Source organism: Cyclobacterium roseum (genome assembly GCF_010119225.1).
Classification (GTDB): domain Bacteria; phylum Bacteroidota; class Bacteroidia; order Cytophagales; family Cyclobacteriaceae; genus Cyclobacterium; species Cyclobacterium roseum.
This window is the reverse complement of record NZ_WNKF01000001.1, coordinates 448036-466800: the sequence shown is the minus strand read 5'-3', so window position 1 is coordinate 466800 and position 18765 is coordinate 448036. Positions and strand designations below refer to the sequence as shown.

The window sequence follows — 18765 nt, the reverse complement described above, 5'->3', positions numbered from 1 at the left end:
TTTCATCCTTGTTAATCCTATATTCTTTTTATATTTGATCTCTTATCGAGCCATTTTTAAATCAGGTATGCCCAGTAAGCCGGAAAGTATTCTCAAAGATCTGAAAGCAAATAAGTTTGCCCCCGTCTATTTTCTTCAGGGAGAAGAACCCTATTTTATAGATAAAATCACCGGGTTCATTGAAAAACATGCCCTGGCACCACAGGACCGCGGCTTTAATCAAACGATCCTATATGGAAAGGATACGACCATAGGTGAGATTCTTACCAATGCCAAGCGATTTCCCATGATGTCTGACCGGCAGGTGGTCATTGTAAAAGAAGCCCAAAATATTCAGGAGCTGGGCAGGGAGCAGGGAGATCAATTGCTGATCAACTACATTAATAATCCACTGCCCAGTACCATTCTCGTTTTTGCGTATAAATACAAGGTATTGGATGGCCGGAAAGCTTTGGCTAAAGAATTGGACAAAAAAGCGGTGTTGGTCAAATCGGATAAGATCCAGGAATACAAACTGGCACCCTACATTGATCAATATGTGAAGGAAAAGGGATTTACGATTGAAACCAAGGCCTGCCAGGTCCTGGCGGAATCCATTGGTAATAATATGGAAGTGCTGACCAATGAAATTGATAAGATGCTTATCAATTTTGATGAACCGGTAACCGTTAGCACCGCCCATATCCAGCAATACGTTGGGATCAGTAAGGACTTTAATAACTTTGAGCTCACCAAATCGCTTAGCTACAAAGACGTGAATAAAGCTAATACCATTATTTGGTATTTCGCACAGAATGCCAAATCCCATCCACTGATTCCACTGTTATCCCTGCTTTACATGCATTTTAGCCGCTTGCTCCAGGTAAAAGCCAACAAGGGAATGGGAGATAAAGATTTGGCCGGCGTACTGAAAGTAAATCCCTACTTCATAAAAGAATACACCGTTGCCGCAAAAAATTATCCTTTAGGCAAGATTATTGATATCATCGGATACCTGAGAGAAGCAGATTTACGTTCAAAGGGCATAGCGGCCAACAATATGGAAGAGTCAAAAATTCTGAAAGAACTCATTTTTAAAATTCTTCATTAATCCGGATAATGAATAGAATACGGTTAGTAATATTCGCAGTTTATTTAGTTGCAGGGGCACAAATGCAGGCATGGGCGCAGGCCAGCCTTAGTCAGATGCATCCCGAGTTGGAATACCAGGCGGCCCTGGATTTATTTCAGAACGATCAATTTGCTGCGTCCCGAGAAGCATTTGAACGAATGGAACTTCATAATCAACAGGGGGATCGAACCATGGAGATTTCCTATTACCTCGCTCTTTCCTCTTTGAAGGGCGATTTTCCGGAAGGTTCATCGGCTTTGGAAGGCTTTTTGCTGGATTATCCGGGAGAAATCCTGGCACATGAAGCGGCCTGGATTCTGGGCAATCATTATTTTACCGCCCGAAACTACCGAAAAGCCATTGAGAAGTTTGGTTTGTTGAGCAACGTCGCCCTCAGCGAAGAGCGCCATCCGGAGCTTTTTTTTAAAACAGGCTATGCTTTTTTTCAATTAAAAAATTACCAACAAGCCCAGCGGTATTTTGAGCGGGCCAAACGATACCGAAGCCCTTTCCTGGCATCTTCGTATTATTATGCAGGCTTCAGCGCGTTTCAGCAAGATGATTTTGAAACGGCAGTCAGCAATTTTAAAGAGGCCGAAAAATCCAGGGAATACAGCCTGAAGGTTCCCTACATGTTGTCGGCTATTTATTATCGGCAGGGGGAGTTGCAACGCCTAATTGATTATGCTTCCCCCTTGATCGGTAAGGCAGGCCTGGAAAACCGGGAGCAAATTCATTTACTTCTCGCCGAGGCCTATTACGACAACAAGGCCTATCCGGAGGCAGCGGGACACTATCAATCCTTCGTTACTGCGAATAGGGGAACGTTATCCAGAGACCAGCAATACAAAGCCGGTGTGGCCCATTACGAAAGCAATCAATATGAGAGGGCCAGTACTTTTTTTAAGCAAGTGGCCCTGAAAAAAGATGCCTTGGGGCAGATTTCCAGCTATTTTCTGGGGCATTCCTACATTCAGCAGGAGAATTTACCCTTCGCAGCCAACAGTTTCAGTGCCGCTTTTACGATGGAATTTAATCCGGAACTAAAAGAAGAAGCCTTATTTAACTATGCCAAAGTGAATCTTGAGATGGGTAAATTTCAAGAGGCCATCACCGCATTGGACCAGTATCTGGATGAGTACCCCAGCGGGACCCAAGCCGCGGCAGCAGAGAATTTACTCAGCGATGCGCTTATCAACACGAACAATTACCTCAGAGCTATTCGGCATATTGAAAGCATGCAGCAGAAATCGCCCCGGATAAGGGAAGCCTACCAGAAAGTAAGCTTTTTTCAGGCGATGGTGTATTATCGGGACAATAACCACCCTGAGGCCATCCAGATGCTGAACAAATCCCTTGCTTTTCCGGAGGATAAGTCCCTGCAAACAATGGCTCAATACTGGAAAGGAGAGGCTTACGCCGCCAACAACCAAGCAGATGCCGCCATTCAGGCCTACGAACGGGTTTTGGCCATGAATCCTCCGGCATCTGATCCAGCGGTAATCAAGACCCATTATGGCTTGGGATATGCGTATTTCAATCAGTCAAACTACCAAAAGGCCGAAAATCAGTTTAAAGCCTATACCGACAAGCTACGCAGCAGCAAGGAGAAGCAACAGTATCACGATGCCCTGATTAGGTTAGGAGATGCCTATTACGTGCAGAAAAAATTTGAAGAGGCGGCAGCCACTTTCCGCAGAGCCATTCAGGAAGACAGCCCTTACAGTGATTATGCGTATTTCAGAGGGGGAGTGGTGGCTAACTTTCAAAACCGAAACCTGGAAGCCGTCCGGCAACTGGACCAGGTGATAAACAAGTATCCAACTAGTCTTTATCTGGAGGATGCCTTGTTTCAAAAAGCTCAAATCCATATGGAAGATTTGAATTACCGGCTAGGCAGGGACGTTTTTTCCAAACTTATTTCATTAAAACCCAACAGTCCCTTTATACCTTATGCCTTGGAAGGAAGGGCGGTGGCCAATTATTCGCTTAAAGATTACGATCAGGCCATTGCCGATTACAAGACGATATTGAACCGTTTTCCCAACGCATCCAACGGCGAAACGGCGCTGGTAGGCTTGCAGGAGAGTCTTTCCCTTCAGGGAAGGTCTGAGGAGTTTTCTACGTACCTATCAGAATACCGGAAATCCAATCCCGCCAGCAGTAATTTACAGAACGTAGAGTTTGAGGCTGCCAAAAGCTTGTTATTTAACCAATCCTACCAGCAGGCAGTCCGGGCATTAGAGGATTTCCTTCGAAACTATCCCAATTCTACTCAGGTACCCGAAGCCAGGTATTACCTGGCCGATGCCCATTTCCGGATGGAAAATACCGACAAAGCCCTGGAATTGTACTACGAATTGGAAAACACCGGGGATACGCAATTGAAAATCAGGGTATATCAAAAGATTGCGGTCATAGAATTTGAACGGGAAAATTTTTCCAAATCCATCCCTTATTTCCAGTTTACCGCCGAAAATGCGAGAAGCACGGCAGAAGAATACGAGGCGTACTATGGATTGATGGTAGCCCATTTTGAGACCAATGACTTTCAGGAAGCGGTTAGCCATGCCGATAAAATTCTGGACTTGGGCAATATTACCGTGGATGCGGCTCCCAGTGCTTTGTTGGTCAAGGCAAAGGCACTGGAAAACAGTAATCAACCGGCCCAGGCAGAGCCGGTCTATCGGGAATTGATTGAAAATTATAAATCGGAGCAAGGTGCTGAAGCTCTTTTCCGGCTTGCTTCGCTCAGCCACGAAGCAGGTGCCTATGAGGCATCCAATGAGTTGATTTTCGAGTACTCCCAGCCTTTTGGCTCGTATGAGTTGTGGTACGGCAGGCAATTTATACTGCTGGCAAAAAATTACATCGCACTGGATGAAACGTTCCAGGCCAAAGCCACTCTGGAGTCAGTGATTGAAAATTCGGGCATGGAATCAGTCAGAACAGAAGCTGAAGAATTATTGGAAACCATCAACACGACCGCAGAATGAAGCAGTTCATACAGTTAATAGTCTCAGGAGTTGTATTGGCAGTTGTAGTGGTGGTGCCGGTTCAGAGTCAGGATATGGAGGAACCGGAACGCGGAGAAATCCGGGATACGGAGTTTATCATCCGGAAAGACAGGGTGTTAAGCCTTCCCAAACAGTCCCGGGTTTTTGAAAAAAGTCCCGCTTTACCGCCGGTAAGCACCTCTACCGATTATACCTACCAGGTAAACGATTATTTTTTTCCATTGGCTCCGGTAGCACTGGAAACACAGCCCTATCAAAAACCTTTCCCAAAGCCTGAAACGGACCAAACCATGGGGATGGCCCAATTGGGTTTCGGAAATTACTCCGCTCCATTATTCCAGTTGGATCTGTTTCCTCAACCCTATGAAGAAGCTGGTTATGGTTTGCACCTAAAGCATGAGGGATTTTACACCGGGCCGGTGGATGGACAGAATTCAGCAGAGGATCATACGGATGTCTTTTTAAATGGTAGTTTGTATAAAGATATCGTCGAAATTTTTGGTAAGCTGGGATACCAAAGAGATATGTACCATTTTTATGGCTACACTCCTCAACCTGAAAATATGGTGCTTGCCGATACCATACAGCAGGTTTTTAATACCATTCACACGCAGATAGGTCTGAGAAGAATTGAAAAGGCAGAACCATTCAATTACTCGGCGAGCCTTTCCCTGAGGCTTTTTAATGACCGATACGAGGCCCAGGAAAGTGAGGCCCTGGTAAAGGCCGCTGCGGGGTTTCGCGCTAATGACAACCTAAATGGGGGAATAGAAACCGAATTGGCATTTACTTCTCCCAGTGATGTGAATTACGAATCCATCAATAGAAATTATTTTAAGCTGCACCCTTATGTTCAGTACCGGCAGGAAGGATTGGACATTAAAATAGGGGCAAATGTGATTCATGAAAACGACATCGTTCCCAATAAATTAAAGGAGTTTTATGTATTGCCTGTAGCATCCGTTTCGTATCAATTGATGCCTGAATTTGGCATTTATGGAACTTACGAGGGAGATGTAAAGCGAAATACCTATTATAGCTTTATTCGGGAAAACCCTTTTTTAGGGCCATCTGAGCAGCTTAGGAATACCATCCAAAATTTTCAGGTGGATGCCGGTATTTCCGGTAATGCCAATGACCTTTTCAATTACCGACTAGGATTGAAATACGGAGATTTTACCAATATGCATTTCTATGGAAACAATGCGATGGATAGTACCCGGTTTCAGCTCATTTATGATAACAACACCAAAGTACTGGAATACCATGGAAATCTGAATTATAGTTTTGATGAAATCTACCAGATGGATGCTTCCTTGCATTTTTACCAATACACTCTGGATGAGATCGGGATCGCCTGGCACCGGCCAGAGTGGGAGGTACGTATAAATAATTCCTTTACTCCCAATGAACGATGGACCCTTTATGCCAACTTGCATGCACTGGGAGGAATCAATGCCATCAATCTAGCCTCCGATACCGAACGAGATCTGGATCCCTTGCTGGATTTGCATTTACACGCGAATTATGCCTTTTCCAGCCGGTTTTCGGCTTTTCTTAAGGGGAATAATTTATTAAACCAGCCCTACGAACGCTTTAACTATTATCCCGTGCGTACCATTCAGGTGATTGGAGGCGTAGGGTTTAAATTTTAGTCCGCATTGTCGTTCGGTACGGGTAGGTGAAATCCGGGAAATGTGGTGCCAATATTGTCGAATTGATGGTTTTACTTTAGCTTAGCAGATTGAAACAATCTTTTTTGATATGTCTGAAAATAAATCCAAGGATCAAAACAGCCAACCAAATAACGATGAGGACTTTGGACTGCCACCTGTTTCCGTCAGGCCACTGGAAAGTCCCATTGCCAAAACGGCTGCATCTCCGGTACCGGTGCCGGTAGGAAAGGGTAAAACGGAGACGGGAAGATCAAAAAGTGGTGAAAAAGAGAAAAAAGAACGGCGTTCCAACTGGGCGTTGTGGCTTATCCTTCTTTTGATTTTGCTAATTGGATTTGGGGCTTATTATTGGGGTAATCTCGGCTATTTTAACCCAAATCCGGAAGAAAGTGATGCGCCGGTTGCCCAATCAGAAGAACCGGCAGAGGCAACACCCGAACCTGCGCCTGTTCCTGACCCGGTAACCGAAGTTCCCGCCCCAGCAGTAGAAGCGGTTACGCCGGTACTGACAGAAATTGCCGAAAGAGCCGATTCTCCAAGGTATTTTTTGGTAGTTGGCAGTTTTATAGATGATGATCTTGCCAGAGATTATTCAGAACGACTCAATAAAGCCGGACTGGAAACGTTTTTAGTGCATCCCTATGGAAGCATCCATTTCTACCGTCTGGCAGTGGGACAGTATGAAAACCTTGATTTGGCACTGGAGGCCATGGATACCTCCCAAACGGAATACGAAGAAAACTTATGGGTACTGAAATATTAATATGATCCTTTTACAAACGTTGTCAACCTCAGACGGCCAGCAGGCCGTCGATTCACTTGCTCTCATGGAGGGGGCCGGGTCATCCGATATTGGCCTATTGGAGTTATTGATCAAAGGGGGGTACATGATGATCCCGCTTTACTTGCTCTTTATTTTAGCCATTTTTATTTTTATCGAGCGCGTCATCACCTTAAAAAAAGCCTCCAAAACGCCCAAGGGCATGATCGATCAGGTCAAGATGATGGTTCAGAGTGGAAATATTGAGCAGGCAAAGATGATTTGCCAGGGAGAGGAAACCCCGGTGGCAAACATGATCAGCAAAGGGCTGGAACGCATTGGTAGCCCTTTGAAAAACATTGAGGTGGCCATCGAAAACGTTGGCAAAATTGAGATTTATAAGTTGGAAAAAAACCTGGGGTTGTTGGCAACCGTTTCGGGTGCTGCGCCCATGATCGGGTTTTTGGGTACCGTTGCCGGAATGATCCGGGCATTTATTGGTGTGGCGCAGGAAGAAGGAATGGTTTCGCCCAAACTGCTTTCTACCGGAATCTATGAGGCCATGATTACCACCGCTACGGGTTTGGTGGTCGGGATCATCGCTTATCTGGGTTACAACTACCTGGTTACACAAGTCTCCAAACTGATCCATAATATGGAATATACCACGATCGAATTTATAGATTTACTTCAGGACAAGAAATAACATGGCCCTACAGTCAAAGAATAAAATCGAAGCCGCCTTTAGCATGTCATCGATGACCGACATCATTTTTCTGCTGTTGATCTTTTTCATGCTTACTTCTTCCTTCATTACCCCCTCGGGCTTACCCGTAAACCTTCCGAGCAGTGAGGCCTCCGACATCGTGATGCAGGAGGTGACCGTAAGTATCACCAAAGACCTTAAATATGCCGTGAATGACCGGCAGGTCAGCCGAAATGAAATTAAAGAAGCGTTAACAACGTTATTGAAAGAGAAGAAAGGGTACGTTGTCTTGCACATCGATCAGGAAGTACCGGTGGAGCATCTGGTAGAGGTAGGGGGGATCGCCGCCGCACTCGAAGCCAACGTCACCATCGCAACAAAACCATACAAGTAAGAATTCGAAATGGAAGTTTGGGAAGACCGGAAAGAAACCCTGGAGAATAAGAAGAAAGCCATCCTCATCACGTTTTTAGTAAACGTATTGGTTTTGGTAGGCTTTTATTTTATTGTGGTTTGGAAACAACCGGTTCCTCCTATGTCTCAATTTGGACTGGAATTGAACCTGGGTTTTTCGGATGCCGGAATGGATAGCGAGCAGGCAACCACGGAATCTACTTCCAATACGGAGGCGATCGAAGAAGCAGCAGCCCCGGGTGATCCAGCTTCCCAACCGACTGAAAATGTGGTACCGGTTAGCCCTCCCGAACCGCAACCCACACCTGCCCAGCCCAGCCAAAGTCAACCCAGACAGCAGCCGCAGTCACAGGTTCCCAGTCCCGTTCAGACCAACGAAGAACCGGAACCGACTCCGGATACGCCTACCGAAACAAACGAAAACCCTACCGAAGACCGGGTAGAGAATCAACCCGCCGAAAAAACGGCTCCGGAAAAAGTGGAAGAGAAAAAGCCTACCGTGGATCCGCGTGCTATCTTTGGTGGGGGAGGTAAAACAGGAACCTCCAACCAACCCGCTGCAGGAAACAATGAAGGAACCTCCAACCAGCAGGGCAATGAAGGCAACCCTCAAGGTACCGTAGATGGAAGGTCCATCTTGCAATCCGGCCGCGGGAACACAGGCGATGGCTCTGGCTACAACCTGGATTTGGCGGGTTGGGACTTTGCCTCCAGGCCAACCATTGAAGATAATTTATCCAACCGGAACGGTCGCATTGTATTCCGGATTACCGTCAACGACGACGGCCGGATCGTTCAGGCCATTCCTCTGGAATACAACGTTAGCAATGAGGTATTGAATTACTATCGAACCGTGGTCAATGGCCTTTCTTTTAAAAGACAAAGTGGAAACCCCACTGCCGAATATTCCACCGGGAGAATTACCTTTGTTATCCGCGTAGATTAATCCTTTTTCATGAGCTATCAGGAATCCCTTGACTTTTTATACCAGGCTTTACCCATGTTTCAGCGGGTCGGTGCCCCGGCGTTTAAGAAGGACCTAACAAACACCCTCCAACTTTGTGAACGCCTGGGGAATCCGCATCAGGCATTCAAAAGCATCCATATTGCCGGTACCAATGGAAAAGGCAGTTCGGCCCATGCCCTTGCCTCGGTGCTTCAGGAAGCTGGGTACAAAACGGGGTTGTACACCTCTCCCCATTTAAAGTCCTTTCGGGAGCGAATCAAAATCAATGGCCAGGAAATCCCGGAAACAGAAGTTTGTACCTTTGTGGACGAGCAACGAGAATTTTTGTTAACCCTAAAACCCAGTTTTTTTGAAATGACGGTGGCGATGGCCTTTTCCTACTTTGCCCGGGAAAAAGTCGATATTGCGGTCATCGAAACGGGAATGGGCGGCAAGTTTGACAGCACCAATGTGCTGCTGCCCGTGCTTTGTCTGATTACGAATATTGGCCTGGATCATGTTCAGTTCTTGGGGGATACGCTTGAGAAAATTGCGGGCGAAAAAGCGGGTATCATCAAGGAAAAGGTACCGGTAATCATCGGGCAGACCCAGGAGGAGACCACTGCTGTTTTTCAGCAGGCCGCCCGGGAAAAAAATGCTCCGTTAATTTTTGCTGAACAATACGTTGAAGTCCTGCCCAAAGGATGGAAGCAAGCGGCTGACATGGAAACCCTGGCGCGCTATGAAATCCGGGAAGCCGATGGTAGCACCTGGGAAGTCTCGATGGATTTATTGGGAGATTACCAGGCCAAAAACCTGCCAGGAATCTTGCTGGCCAGCACCAGGCTCAATGAAATGGGATATACCATTTCTTCCGGGCAACTTCTGCAAGGATTGGCAAAAATAAGGGAAAATACCGGATTGAAAGGGCGCTGGCATATACTTGAAAAAAAACCCTTAGTAGTCTGTGATACAGCTCATAATGCTGATGGATTTAAACTAATTATAGAGCAACTTCACCGCCTTCCACATCGCAACCTGTACCTGATCCTGGGAATGGTTCAGGATAAGGACCAGGGGCAGGTGTTGGCACTTTTGCCCAAAGAGGCGCGGTACATTTTCTGTCAGGCAGATCAGCCCCGGTCCCTTCCTGCCGAAGCGTTAAAAGAAAAGGCAGCCTTGTATGGCCTACAGGGAACCTGCATTGCCGACGTCAATACAGCCATCGCCTATGCCAAAAAAAATGCCGGGACCGATGACCTGATTTTCGTTGGAGGCAGTACATTTGTCGTGGCAGAAATAAAGGAACTTTAATCGGTATGGGTAGAAATAAACTGGAACGCTTTAGGCAAAATGAAGCCAATCCCAATGTGGTACAACCCGGGAAACAGCGTTTTGAGGAAATAAAGGGAAAATGGAAGGAACTGCAGTTTCAAAATGACCATCCATTGGTAGTAGAGCTTGCCTGTGGCAGAGGGGAATTTACCGTGGGCCTGGCCAGGCACTATCCGGAGAAAAACTTTGTAGGAGTAGATATCAAGGGTTCCCGGATATGGAAAGGAAGTTGTCAGGCTTCCGAAGAGGGCCTGGAAAACGTGGCTTTTCTGCGGACACAGATTGAAAACCTGGAAGCGTCTTTTGCTCCCGGCGAGATCGATGAATTATGGATTACTTTTCCTGACCCCCGACCTAAAGACAGGGATGAGAAAAAAAGGCTCACTTCCCCCCGGTTTCTTCACATATACCGGCAAATCATGGATCGCGCCGGTACGATCCATTTTAAAACCGATAACACCGGCCTCTATACCTACACGGAAGACCTTCTTTCCAGCAGGCAGGATATAAGCGTAGAACGAAAAACCAGGGATTTTTACCAATCCGAATGGAGAGACGAACATCACGGAATTCGGACGCGCTACGAGAAAATGTTTATGGAAAAAGGAGAAACCATCAAATACATCGAATTTTCCTTGATTCCTCTTTAATCTTCAACTTCCAGGGCCTCAAGAATATCGGCCAATTCATCAAAATCCTTAATTCCAGGTCGGATTTCATGACCTCCTTTCATGCTAATACCTTTTATACCAGTCGATTCAAGAAGGCGGTCAATATTCGCAGCATCAAATCCAAATCCCAGCAATACCTCACAGTTTGTTGCCAGTTGCGCAATCATTTTCACTTCCTTTTCTCCGATCGAATCTGCTCCGGTGTCCGCTTCCAGATTAAGAATAATCTCGTGTTCTCCCAGGCTTTTCGAAAATGTCAGAATTTCTTCCCAATCGGCTGCCTTTTTGATAGTGTAGGAATAAATCAATCCGTAACCACTGTTTTCCAGCATTTGCAGGTGGTGTTTTTCGCGTACCTGAATCCATTTGAAGCCCTCGTATTCCCGAAGTGTTTCAAGAAGTTGGTCCGGATGGGATAGGTTAAATTCAGCTACGTATTGCAGGCCCGAAAGCCAACCGGTGATTTCTTTGAATTCGATGGGGGAGACAAAGTATTCTGAGTTTTCCTCCAGGCAAAACCCCATTAGATTTACATACATTCCCGCACAATACCTCGCATCACTTAAATTGTTTACATTGCTTATCTTTACAAAAGTTTTTAGAGCCATTTCGATTTGGAGTATTATTTATGTAATTTTCAAAGATTTCAAAGATAGAGAATGAAAGTTTTGGAAAAAAGCAGTTGGATGCTGCTGTTAGGGATTTTTGCGGTGGGCTGTGAGGTGTTGCGGGAAGAACCTCCCATCATTACTTCCACTTATTATCCCTTGGCAACGGGAAATTTTTGGGAATACCAGGTGGACAATACCCGGTATTTTGGTGAAGAGGATTTCGAAACTACCGAATTTTTTTACCGGGATGAAATAGTGGACCAATACCTGAATGCCGATAATGACCTGGTATACCGGGTAAGGAGGCAGTACTCGGAAGACCGGAATCGTTGGGACGATGAAAAAAGCTATACGCTGACGTTTTCCAATAGCCGGATCATCCGTCATGATAATAACCTACAGGAAATTGTGCTAAGCTACCCGGTAGCAGCGGATACTGAATGGAATGGCAATGCCTATAATTCGCGTCCTAGCACTTATTTTTTTATCGAAAGAATGGGGGATTACCTGGTAGAAAACAACTATTTTCCTGAAACCGTCACCGTAAGGCAAAGCGAAGAGGATGACCAGATAACGCTGCGAGATATCCGCTACGAGGTATATGGTAAAGAGGTAGGGTTGATAGAAAGCTATTATGAGGTATTCAAGTACTGTTCCCGAAATGAATGCCTGGGAGAACAAATTATTCAGGAAGGACGTTTTACTCATTTAAAATTGATTTCTTATGGGAAAGACTAGGTCTGTTATTTTTATTTTTTTCCTGTTTAGCAGCTGGACTTCCCTGCTGGGACAAGACCGGTATGCGGTGCATTACCGCTTTAAGCCAACGACTACCTATAGTTTGGATCGTCCGGAAGAATTGCTGGGCGAGAAGGCCCTTTTGCGGAGGGAAAGGGAACACATCGCGTTGGATAGTACTGATTTACCGGTTTCCAGTCAGTATGCCTCCTTGATAGCCAATGAAGTCGAGGAAATATTCTACCATTCAAAATGGCTCAATGCATCCGTGGTTTTGGCGGACCCGGCGGCGATTGAAAAAATCAGGTCTTTTCCTTTCGTTGAGGAAGTGCTGTATGTGGGAAGGGGAGGCCAGCAGGTAAATGGCAACGAAGGAACAAAGAATTACCTGGATCCAAAACAAGCCCGAGGCAATAAAGCAACAGCGAGCTATACCTTTGACTTTCAAAATCACATTCTTGGAATTCCGGAAATGCATGAAGATGGCTACAAGGGGGAGGGGGTCACGATTGCTGTCTTTGATGCGGGGTTTTTAAATACCGATGAAATTATTGGATTGCAGCATCTTTTTAACGAAAACCGGATTTTGGCTACCCGGGACTTCGTACGGAATGGAGCATCCTCGGTCTATCGTACCGATACGCATGGCACAGGTGCCTTGTCCCTGCTGGCCTCCTACGACCCCAGCCAATTGGTAGGAGGAGCCTATGCGGCGAATTATATTTTATGCATTACAGAAGACGTGGATTCTGAGTTTCGTATAGAAGAATACAATTGGGTTCGGGCCGCGGAATTTGCCGATAGCCTGGGCGTACAAATTATCAATAGCTCGCTGGGCTACAATACTTTCGATGATCCGGAAATGAATTACGGCAAGGAAGACTTAGACGGCAACACGGCGGTCATTTCCAGGGGAGCAGGCATGGCTGCTGAGAAGGGCATTCTGGTGGTCAGCAGCTCCGGAAATGAAGGTAATATCCGGTGGCAGACCATCACCGTCCCCGCAGATGCCAAAGGAATTTTAGCGGTTGGCGCAATCAATAATCAGTTTACCAAGGCCGGATTCAGTTCCATCGGTCCCAGCAGTGATGGGCGTATCAAGCCAGAATTGGTGGCGTATGGTTCCGGGGTGACCCTCTGGCGCCAGGTTGAAGGAACCAGTCTTTCCAGTGGCACCTCCTTTTCAGCGCCACAGGTAGCGGCTTTGGCAGCAGGATTATGGCAGGCCAATCCTGGTTTTACACGATCCGAACTAATGGAAAAGCTCTTGCAAAGTGGTTCCCAGGCAGCACAACCGGATATGGAATTGGGATATGGTGTTCCAAACTATTTTAGAGCGATGTATAGCAGGGAAGAAGGGACCCTGGTGGATTTACCGTCCAGAATTTACCCAAATCCGCTGGATGATAAAGAATTGTTTGTTGAATTCGGCCAGGAAAATTCCTGTCAGCTCACGCTGTATGATTTGCAGGGAAAGCTGATCAGTTCGCTTCAGTTAGACCGGTACGTTATGCGCGATCCTTATCGGGTAGATATGGGTACCCTCGTCCCGGGTATGTATTGGCTTGAGTTAGAGGATGATTCTTCTGCAACCCGTATGAAGTTGTGGAAGAAATAAGGAAATGAGAATAATTTTTCCTTTTTTTGTATTGTATCAGATAACTATAATCTGATTTCCTTCAAATCAACCCCCATTTTATGAACCCATTGATTGCCCCGTCCGTTCTTGCTGCTGACTTTGCCAACCTTCAGAAGGAAGTGGAAATGATTAACGGCTCCGCTGCCGATTACATTCATGTAGATATCATGGACGGTGTTTTCGTGCCTAACATATCCATGGGTTTACCAGTGGTAGAAGCCATTAAGCGCTATGCGACCAAGCCCTTAGACGTGCATTTGATGATTGTAAATCCGGACCATTACCTGGCTGCTTTTCAAAGAGCCGGTGCCGCACAGATTACGGTGCATAGTGAAGCTTGTCCGCATCTCCACCGAACCATCCAATCCATCAAAGAACTGGGCTGTAAAGCAGGCGTGGCGGTGAACCCCCATACGCCCGTATCACTATTGGAAGATATTATTCGGGAGGTGGACCTTGTCATCCTTATGTCTGTAAATCCGGGCTTTGGCGGACAGAAATTTATTGATAATACCTACAAAAAAGTCCACCGGCTTACCAAATTAATCGTGGAAACCGGTTCTCATGCGAAGATCGAGATCGATGGGGGAGTCAGCATGGAAAATGCAAAAAAATTATTTGACGCCGGTGCCAATATCCTGGTGGCTGGAAATTTTGTCTTTTCCTCAAAAAATCCACAAGAAACCATTAAAAAGCTAAAAAATATCGTTTAAATTCAAATTATAGGGGGTTCCTATAAATTATGGCGCATTTTTTGCCTTATTATTTGCGAAATAAATGGATTCTAACTTAATTCGTGAGTATATAGCGTTTAATAAACTGAAATGGAAATTATGAAAAAATTATTTGTATTGGCTTTCTTGTTAGTTGGTGTAATCGGATTTACGGCTCATGCGCAGGATGAAGCTGTTGAAGAGATCACCGATGAGGAATTGGCAAAATTTGCTGCCATGGAAGATTCTGTAATGGCTTTTTATGATCAAAAAAATGAAGAGCTTGTTTCGATGATTAAAGACAACGAGGTGATAGATGGGGCCGCCCGATACAATGAAATCAAGGATGCTTGGGAAGACGAGGAAAAAATGGCTGAAATCGAGGTGACTGACGAAGAAAAAACAGCTTACGAGGCAATCCTCGAATTTATGAGTTCGCTCGGAAATGAGGTAAGGGATCTTAAAATCGGTTTGATCAAAAACGATGAGATTCTGGGAGTTGCTACCTATAATAAAGTAAATAAAGCCATCAAGGAAAATCCGGAAATCAAAGAAAAGGTAGACATGATGATGGCCGAATTGAAAGAAAAGCGAAGTGAAGACTCTGAAGAAGCGGAGCCGGACGCAGGAGAATAAGATCACTTCAAAATAAAATTAAAAAAAACCCTCCCGTTTGTGAGGGTTTTTTTGTTTTTTACGTTAGTTAGTAAAAACCGGTATGAGATCTCTCTGGAAAAATACCCTGCTTTTTGTGTGGCTGCTTATGATGGGCAGCAGCCTGTTTATTAGTCCTCTTGTTGCTCAGGAAGATATTTTTGGCATAGAACGAAAAATCAACGGTCGGAAAAGCAATAACGAACTAGGGAATGTTTTCAGAAACATGGTCAGTAACTTTTCCTTTGAATTGTCTACCGGAGCAGGATATCAGCAGCACGAATTTGATTTTTCAAGTGAAATGCCCGGTTCTTATCCGATCAGTAGTGGTATGGAGCAGACCATGGATTTGGCAGCAGGAGATACCCTGTCCTTAAGTACCGGAAATTTTGCGTATCCACTTAATATCGGGATGCGCATCAATGTATTTGACTTTATTAGTCTGGGAGTCGGCTATGGCAGAGAATGGGGGCGGATTTCGCCGTTGGAGGCGCAGGGATATTCCTTTGATTTCCAAGAGCAAGCCTATACCTACGACAAGCTGTATGGTACCCTGGGACTAATACTCTGGGACGCTGGCAAGCGTCGCTCCGTTCTCCGCTGGCAATATCGAAATTACTCGGAGAATAACATTTACATGCAGTCGGAACTAAAGCAGCGGGCAAGACAGATTTATCCCTGGCGATTTTTGGTGGAAGGGGAATTTGGTTCCATGATGCTTCGAAAATCCGTGGATCCAAACCTGAGTGCTCCGGATCCATATTATGGCCTGGGACTGCGGTTGGAATATGATTTTTCAGAATATACCCGGGCATTCATAAAACCGGCAGTGGAATTCCGCTCCTTTGCTTACACCAATCCGGAGATTCCGGAAACCCAATCCCTACTCCAACGCGTCTACAACCTTCAGGTAGGCGTGTCCATTAGCTTGCCAGGTACTAAAAGGTGCAAAGTGGGCGGCTGCCGGGTAGTCATGAAACATTTGCACAATGGGGTCGAATACCGGGGCAGTTCCATTTGGAACAGACAAAACCGAAAAGTCGGGCAATGGTAATTTAAGGGTGGAAAAAAAGCTTTTCTTAACCCAAACCCCAAACTTTTTGACTAAAATTGGGATATTAACTCCATGAAAATAAACTGGATACCCGTTTGGAGCTATATTAGAAAAATTATATTTTTCTAAACCTGTTCTTTTTGCTATCTTGCAGGTTATTAGCGAGGAAATTTAATTATGGCTCAAGGAGAGAACGAGAACATCATCCCGATCAATATTGAGGAAGAAATGCGTGGTGCCTACATCGATTATTCGATGTCGGTAATTGTTTCCAGGGCTTTACCGGATGTAAGGGACGGTTTAAAGCCAGTACACCGCCGAATTCTGTATGGGATGCAGGAATTAGGGGTAACCCACAACAAACCTTATAAAAAATCTGCCAGAATAGTGGGGGAAGTACTCGGTAAATACCACCCCCACGGTGATTCAGCCGTGTACGAAACACTGGTTCGAATGGCGCAGCATTGGTCGCTGCGCTACCCGTTGGTTGACCCGCAGGGAAACTTTGGCTCGGTAGATGGGGACAACCCCGCTGCCATGAGGTATACCGAAGCCAGGCTTCGGAGAATTGCGGAGGAATTACTAATCGATATAAATAAAGAAACGGTTGATTTTCAGCTGAACTTCGACGACACTCTGAAGGAGCCGGTCGTGTTGCCGGCTAAAATTCCTGCCCTTTTACTAAACGGAGCGTCCGGAATTGCCGTCGGCATGGCCACCAACATGGCTCCTCATAATCTAGGTGAAGTCATCGGTGGAATTACTGCTTATATTGATAATAATGACATTACCATTCCGGAATTGATGGAACACATCATAGCTCCTGATTTTCCTACCGGAGGGATCATTTATGGATATAACGGAGTGAAGGCGGCATTTGAAACCGGCAGGGGAAGGATCATCATGAGGGGAAAGGCCACCGTTGAGACCAAATCCAACGGCCGGGAAATGATCATCATCAATGAGATTCCCTACCAGGTAAATAAGGCCTCCATGGTCGAAAAAACCGCCCAGTTGATCAATGAAAAAAAGCTGGACGGCATTTCCGCTATCCGCGATGAGTCGGATCGGCAAGGCATGCGTATTGTCTACGAATTGAAGAAAGATGCCGTTCCGAATGTTATTCTAAACAATCTTTACAAACATACCCCGCTACAGACTTCCTTTAGCGTGAATAACGTGGCACTGGTAAAGGGTCGCCCTTACACCTTGAATCTGAAGGAGTTGATTGTTCATTATGTCAATCACCGTCATGAGGTCGTCATCAGAAGAACGGAATACGAACTAAAAGAGGCGGAAAAGCGGGCCCATATCCTGGAAGGATATCTGGTGGCATTGGATAATCTGGACGAAGTGATTAAGTTGATCCGGGATTCCAGGGATCCGGAAACGGCCCGAAATGGATTGATGGAGCGGTTTGAGCTTTCGGAAATTCAGGCGAGAGCCATTCTGGACATGCGTCTGCAGCGTTTGACCGGCATGGAGCGGGAAAAGATCCAGCAGGAGTACGATGAACTGATGAAATTGATCGAGGAATTGAAGGAGATTCTGGCCAACGAGGATCGACGGATGCAAATCATTAAGGATGAACTGCTGGAAATGAAAACCCGTTACTCGGACGAGCGCAGGACGACCATCGAGCACAATGCCGAAGACTTCAACTATGAAGACATGATCCCCAATGAGGAGGTGGTCATCACCGTCTCGCATCAGGGATATATCAAGCGAACCGTTCTCACCGAATACAAGTCCCAGAGCAGGGGAGGTGTTGGTTCCCGCGGTGTCAGTACGAAAGAAGACGACTATACCGAATATTTGTTTACAGCACTGACGCACAATTATTTATTGATTTTTACCGATCAGGGCAAGCTTTTCTGGTTAAAAACGTATGCCATTCCGGAGGGAAGTAAAACCTCCAAGGGAAGGCCGATACAAAACCTGATTAACATTCAAAGCGGAGACAAAATTCGGTCTATCATTCAGGTGACGGATTTGAATGATGCGGATTACATCAATAACAATAATATTGTGATGGTAACCCGCAAAGGGATCATCAAAAAGACCACCTTGGAACAGTATTCCAGACCCCGGACCAATGGAATCATAGCGCTCAATATCCGGGAGGATGACCAATTGCTAAACGTGGAATTAACCAATGGGGACGCGCACATTGTCATTGCATCCAGTTCGGGAAGAGCGGTTCATTTCCATGAATCCAATGTTCGACCCATGGGGCGGACGGCTACGGGCGTTAAAGCAATAAATTTGGGATCGGATGACAATCTGGTAATTGGCATGGTTTGTGTTCAGAGAGAAGAAGCCACGCTTTTGGTGGTCACCGAAAAAGGATTTGGAAAACGGTCTTTTCTCTCGGAATACCGCATCACCAAACGGGGTGGCAAAGGCGTTAAAGCCATGAATATCACCGAGAAGACTGGCGGACTGGTTGCCATAAAAGAAGTGGTCACTACCGATGATTTAATGATTATCACCCGATCAGGTATCACCATTCGAACACCCGCTACCGGAGTTCGTGTGATGGGTAGAGCGACACAGGGCGTAAGGCTAATTCGATTAAACGAGAATGATGAAATTTCCTCGGTCGAAAAAATTGAGAATATTCTGGTAGAGGAAGAATCCGATACGGGAGAAAATCCTTCTACTGACAATGAAGTAAATCCCAATAAAGAATAAAAGTTGAAACCAATAAAGAATAACAT

General features: G+C 45.6%; 16 protein-coding genes. 15 read left to right on the top strand and 1 reads right to left on the bottom strand.

The annotated features are described in order from the left end of the window. Positions 1-67: 67 nt before the first annotated feature. From holA to trmB, 9 genes are all read left to right on the top strand, one after another. Positions 68-1090 (top strand): DNA polymerase III subunit delta, encoded by a 1023-nt coding sequence (gene holA, locus GJQ68_RS01805; RefSeq protein ID WP_162415581.1) that lies wholly within the window; start codon positions 68-70, stop codon positions 1088-1090. Between the two features lie 8 nt (positions 1091-1098). After that, a complete protein-coding gene (locus GJQ68_RS01800; RefSeq protein ID WP_162415580.1) occupies positions 1099-4107 on the top strand; it encodes a tetratricopeptide repeat protein in 3009 nt (1002 codons plus the stop codon). Then, positions 4104-5783 carry a porin family protein gene (locus GJQ68_RS01795; protein WP_162415579.1) on the top strand — a complete coding sequence of 560 codons (1680 nt, stop codon included), beginning with the start codon at positions 4104-4106 and terminating at the stop codon, positions 5781-5783. The genes GJQ68_RS01800 and GJQ68_RS01795 overlap by 4 nt, the downstream gene beginning before the upstream one ends. 109 nt (positions 5784-5892) lie before the next feature. Next, the gene (locus GJQ68_RS01790) at positions 5893-6567 is read left to right on the top strand and encodes an SPOR domain-containing protein (protein WP_162415578.1); all 675 of its coding nucleotides are present in this window, start codon (positions 5893-5895) and stop codon (positions 6565-6567) included. A 1-nt stretch (position 6568) separates the two neighbouring features. Continuing rightward, positions 6569-7270 (top strand): MotA/TolQ/ExbB proton channel family protein, encoded by a 702-nt coding sequence (locus GJQ68_RS01785; RefSeq protein ID WP_162415577.1) that lies wholly within the window; start codon positions 6569-6571, stop codon positions 7268-7270. Between the two features lies 1 nt (position 7271). Beyond that, on the top strand, positions 7272-7664 hold the full coding sequence (locus tag GJQ68_RS01780) for an ExbD/TolR family protein (protein ID WP_162415576.1): 393 nt from the start codon (positions 7272-7274) through the stop codon (positions 7662-7664). A gap of 9 nt (positions 7665-7673) precedes the next feature. Further along, on the top strand, positions 7674-8630 hold the full coding sequence (locus tag GJQ68_RS01775) for an energy transducer TonB (protein WP_162415575.1): 957 nt from the start codon (positions 7674-7676) through the stop codon (positions 8628-8630). 9 nt (positions 8631-8639) lie between these two features. Further along, complete coding sequence (locus GJQ68_RS01770; protein WP_162415574.1) at positions 8640-9944, top strand: bifunctional folylpolyglutamate synthase/dihydrofolate synthase; 1305 nt, start codon at positions 8640-8642, stop codon at positions 9942-9944. A 5-nt stretch (positions 9945-9949) separates the two neighbouring features. After that, positions 9950-10615 (top strand): tRNA (guanosine(46)-N7)-methyltransferase TrmB, encoded by a 666-nt coding sequence (trmB, locus tag GJQ68_RS01765; RefSeq protein ID WP_162415573.1) that lies wholly within the window; start codon positions 9950-9952, stop codon positions 10613-10615. Here trmB and GJQ68_RS01760 read toward each other — a convergent pair. Next, positions 10612-11244 carry a beta/alpha barrel domain-containing protein gene (locus GJQ68_RS01760; protein WP_162415572.1) on the bottom strand — a complete coding sequence of 211 codons (633 nt, stop codon included), beginning with the start codon at positions 11242-11244 and terminating at the stop codon, positions 10612-10614. The genes trmB and GJQ68_RS01760 overlap by 4 nt on opposite strands. Positions 11245-11295: 51 nt before the next feature. On the opposite strand from GJQ68_RS01760, the gene GJQ68_RS01755 reads away from it, so the two are divergent. The 6 genes from GJQ68_RS01755 to gyrA all read left to right on the top strand — a co-directional run bounded on the left by GJQ68_RS01755 (position 11296) and on the right by gyrA (position 18739). Further along, entirely contained in the window at positions 11296-11985 is a 690-nt protein-coding gene (locus tag GJQ68_RS01755) for a hypothetical protein (RefSeq protein ID WP_162415571.1), read from the top strand. After that, complete coding sequence (locus tag GJQ68_RS01750; protein ID WP_162415570.1) at positions 11972-13603, top strand: S8 family serine peptidase; 1632 nt, start codon at positions 11972-11974, stop codon at positions 13601-13603. The genes GJQ68_RS01755 and GJQ68_RS01750 overlap by 14 nt, the downstream gene beginning before the upstream one ends. An 80-nt stretch (positions 13604-13683) precedes the next feature. Beyond that, a complete protein-coding gene (rpe, locus tag GJQ68_RS01745) occupies positions 13684-14337 on the top strand; it encodes a ribulose-phosphate 3-epimerase (protein ID WP_162415569.1) in 654 nt (217 codons plus the stop codon). Positions 14338-14457: 120 nt separating this feature from the next. Further along, entirely contained in the window at positions 14458-14973 is a 516-nt protein-coding gene (locus tag GJQ68_RS01740; protein WP_162415568.1) for a hypothetical protein, read from the top strand. A gap of 82 nt (positions 14974-15055) precedes the next feature. Further along, complete coding sequence (locus tag GJQ68_RS01735; protein ID WP_235940999.1) at positions 15056-16045, top strand: hypothetical protein; 990 nt, start codon at positions 15056-15058, stop codon at positions 16043-16045. A 177-nt stretch (positions 16046-16222) separates the two neighbouring features. Next, positions 16223-18739 carry a DNA gyrase subunit A gene (gene gyrA, locus GJQ68_RS01730; protein WP_162415567.1) on the top strand — a complete coding sequence of 839 codons (2517 nt, stop codon included), beginning with the start codon at positions 16223-16225 and terminating at the stop codon, positions 18737-18739. Positions 18740-18765: the final 26 nt, after the last annotated feature.

What these genes read in the sequence shown, in the direction of transcription:
- holA (WP_162415581.1), top strand. Translation starts at nt 68, where the DNA reads ATGCCCAGTAAGCCGGAAAGTATTCTCAAAGATCTGAAAGCAAATAAG.
- GJQ68_RS01800 (WP_162415580.1), top strand. Translation starts at nt 1,099, where the DNA reads ATGAATAGAATACGGTTAGTAATATTCGCAGTTTATTTAGTTGCAGGG.
- GJQ68_RS01795 (WP_162415579.1), top strand. Translation starts at nt 4,104, where the DNA reads ATGAAGCAGTTCATACAGTTAATAGTCTCAGGAGTTGTATTGGCAGTT.
- GJQ68_RS01790 (WP_162415578.1), top strand. Translation starts at nt 5,893, where the DNA reads ATGTCTGAAAATAAATCCAAGGATCAAAACAGCCAACCAAATAACGAT.
- GJQ68_RS01785 (WP_162415577.1), top strand. Translation starts at nt 6,569, where the DNA reads ATGATCCTTTTACAAACGTTGTCAACCTCAGACGGCCAGCAGGCCGTC.
- GJQ68_RS01780 (WP_162415576.1), top strand. Translation starts at nt 7,272, where the DNA reads ATGGCCCTACAGTCAAAGAATAAAATCGAAGCCGCCTTTAGCATGTCA.
- GJQ68_RS01775 (WP_162415575.1), top strand. Translation starts at nt 7,674, where the DNA reads ATGGAAGTTTGGGAAGACCGGAAAGAAACCCTGGAGAATAAGAAGAAA.
- GJQ68_RS01770 (WP_162415574.1), top strand. Translation starts at nt 8,640, where the DNA reads ATGAGCTATCAGGAATCCCTTGACTTTTTATACCAGGCTTTACCCATG.
- trmB (WP_162415573.1), top strand. Translation starts at nt 9,950, where the DNA reads ATGGGTAGAAATAAACTGGAACGCTTTAGGCAAAATGAAGCCAATCCC.
- GJQ68_RS01760 (WP_162415572.1), bottom strand. Translation starts at nt 11,244, where the DNA reads ATGGCTCTAAAAACTTTTGTAAAGATAAGCAATGTAAACAATTTAAGT.
- GJQ68_RS01755 (WP_162415571.1), top strand. Translation starts at nt 11,296, where the DNA reads ATGAAAGTTTTGGAAAAAAGCAGTTGGATGCTGCTGTTAGGGATTTTT.
- GJQ68_RS01750 (WP_162415570.1), top strand. Translation starts at nt 11,972, where the DNA reads ATGGGAAAGACTAGGTCTGTTATTTTTATTTTTTTCCTGTTTAGCAGC.
- rpe (WP_162415569.1), top strand. Translation starts at nt 13,684, where the DNA reads ATGAACCCATTGATTGCCCCGTCCGTTCTTGCTGCTGACTTTGCCAAC.
- GJQ68_RS01740 (WP_162415568.1), top strand. Translation starts at nt 14,458, where the DNA reads ATGAAAAAATTATTTGTATTGGCTTTCTTGTTAGTTGGTGTAATCGGA.
- GJQ68_RS01735 (WP_235940999.1), top strand. Translation starts at nt 15,056, where the DNA reads ATGAGATCTCTCTGGAAAAATACCCTGCTTTTTGTGTGGCTGCTTATG.
- gyrA (WP_162415567.1), top strand. Translation starts at nt 16,223, where the DNA reads ATGGCTCAAGGAGAGAACGAGAACATCATCCCGATCAATATTGAGGAA.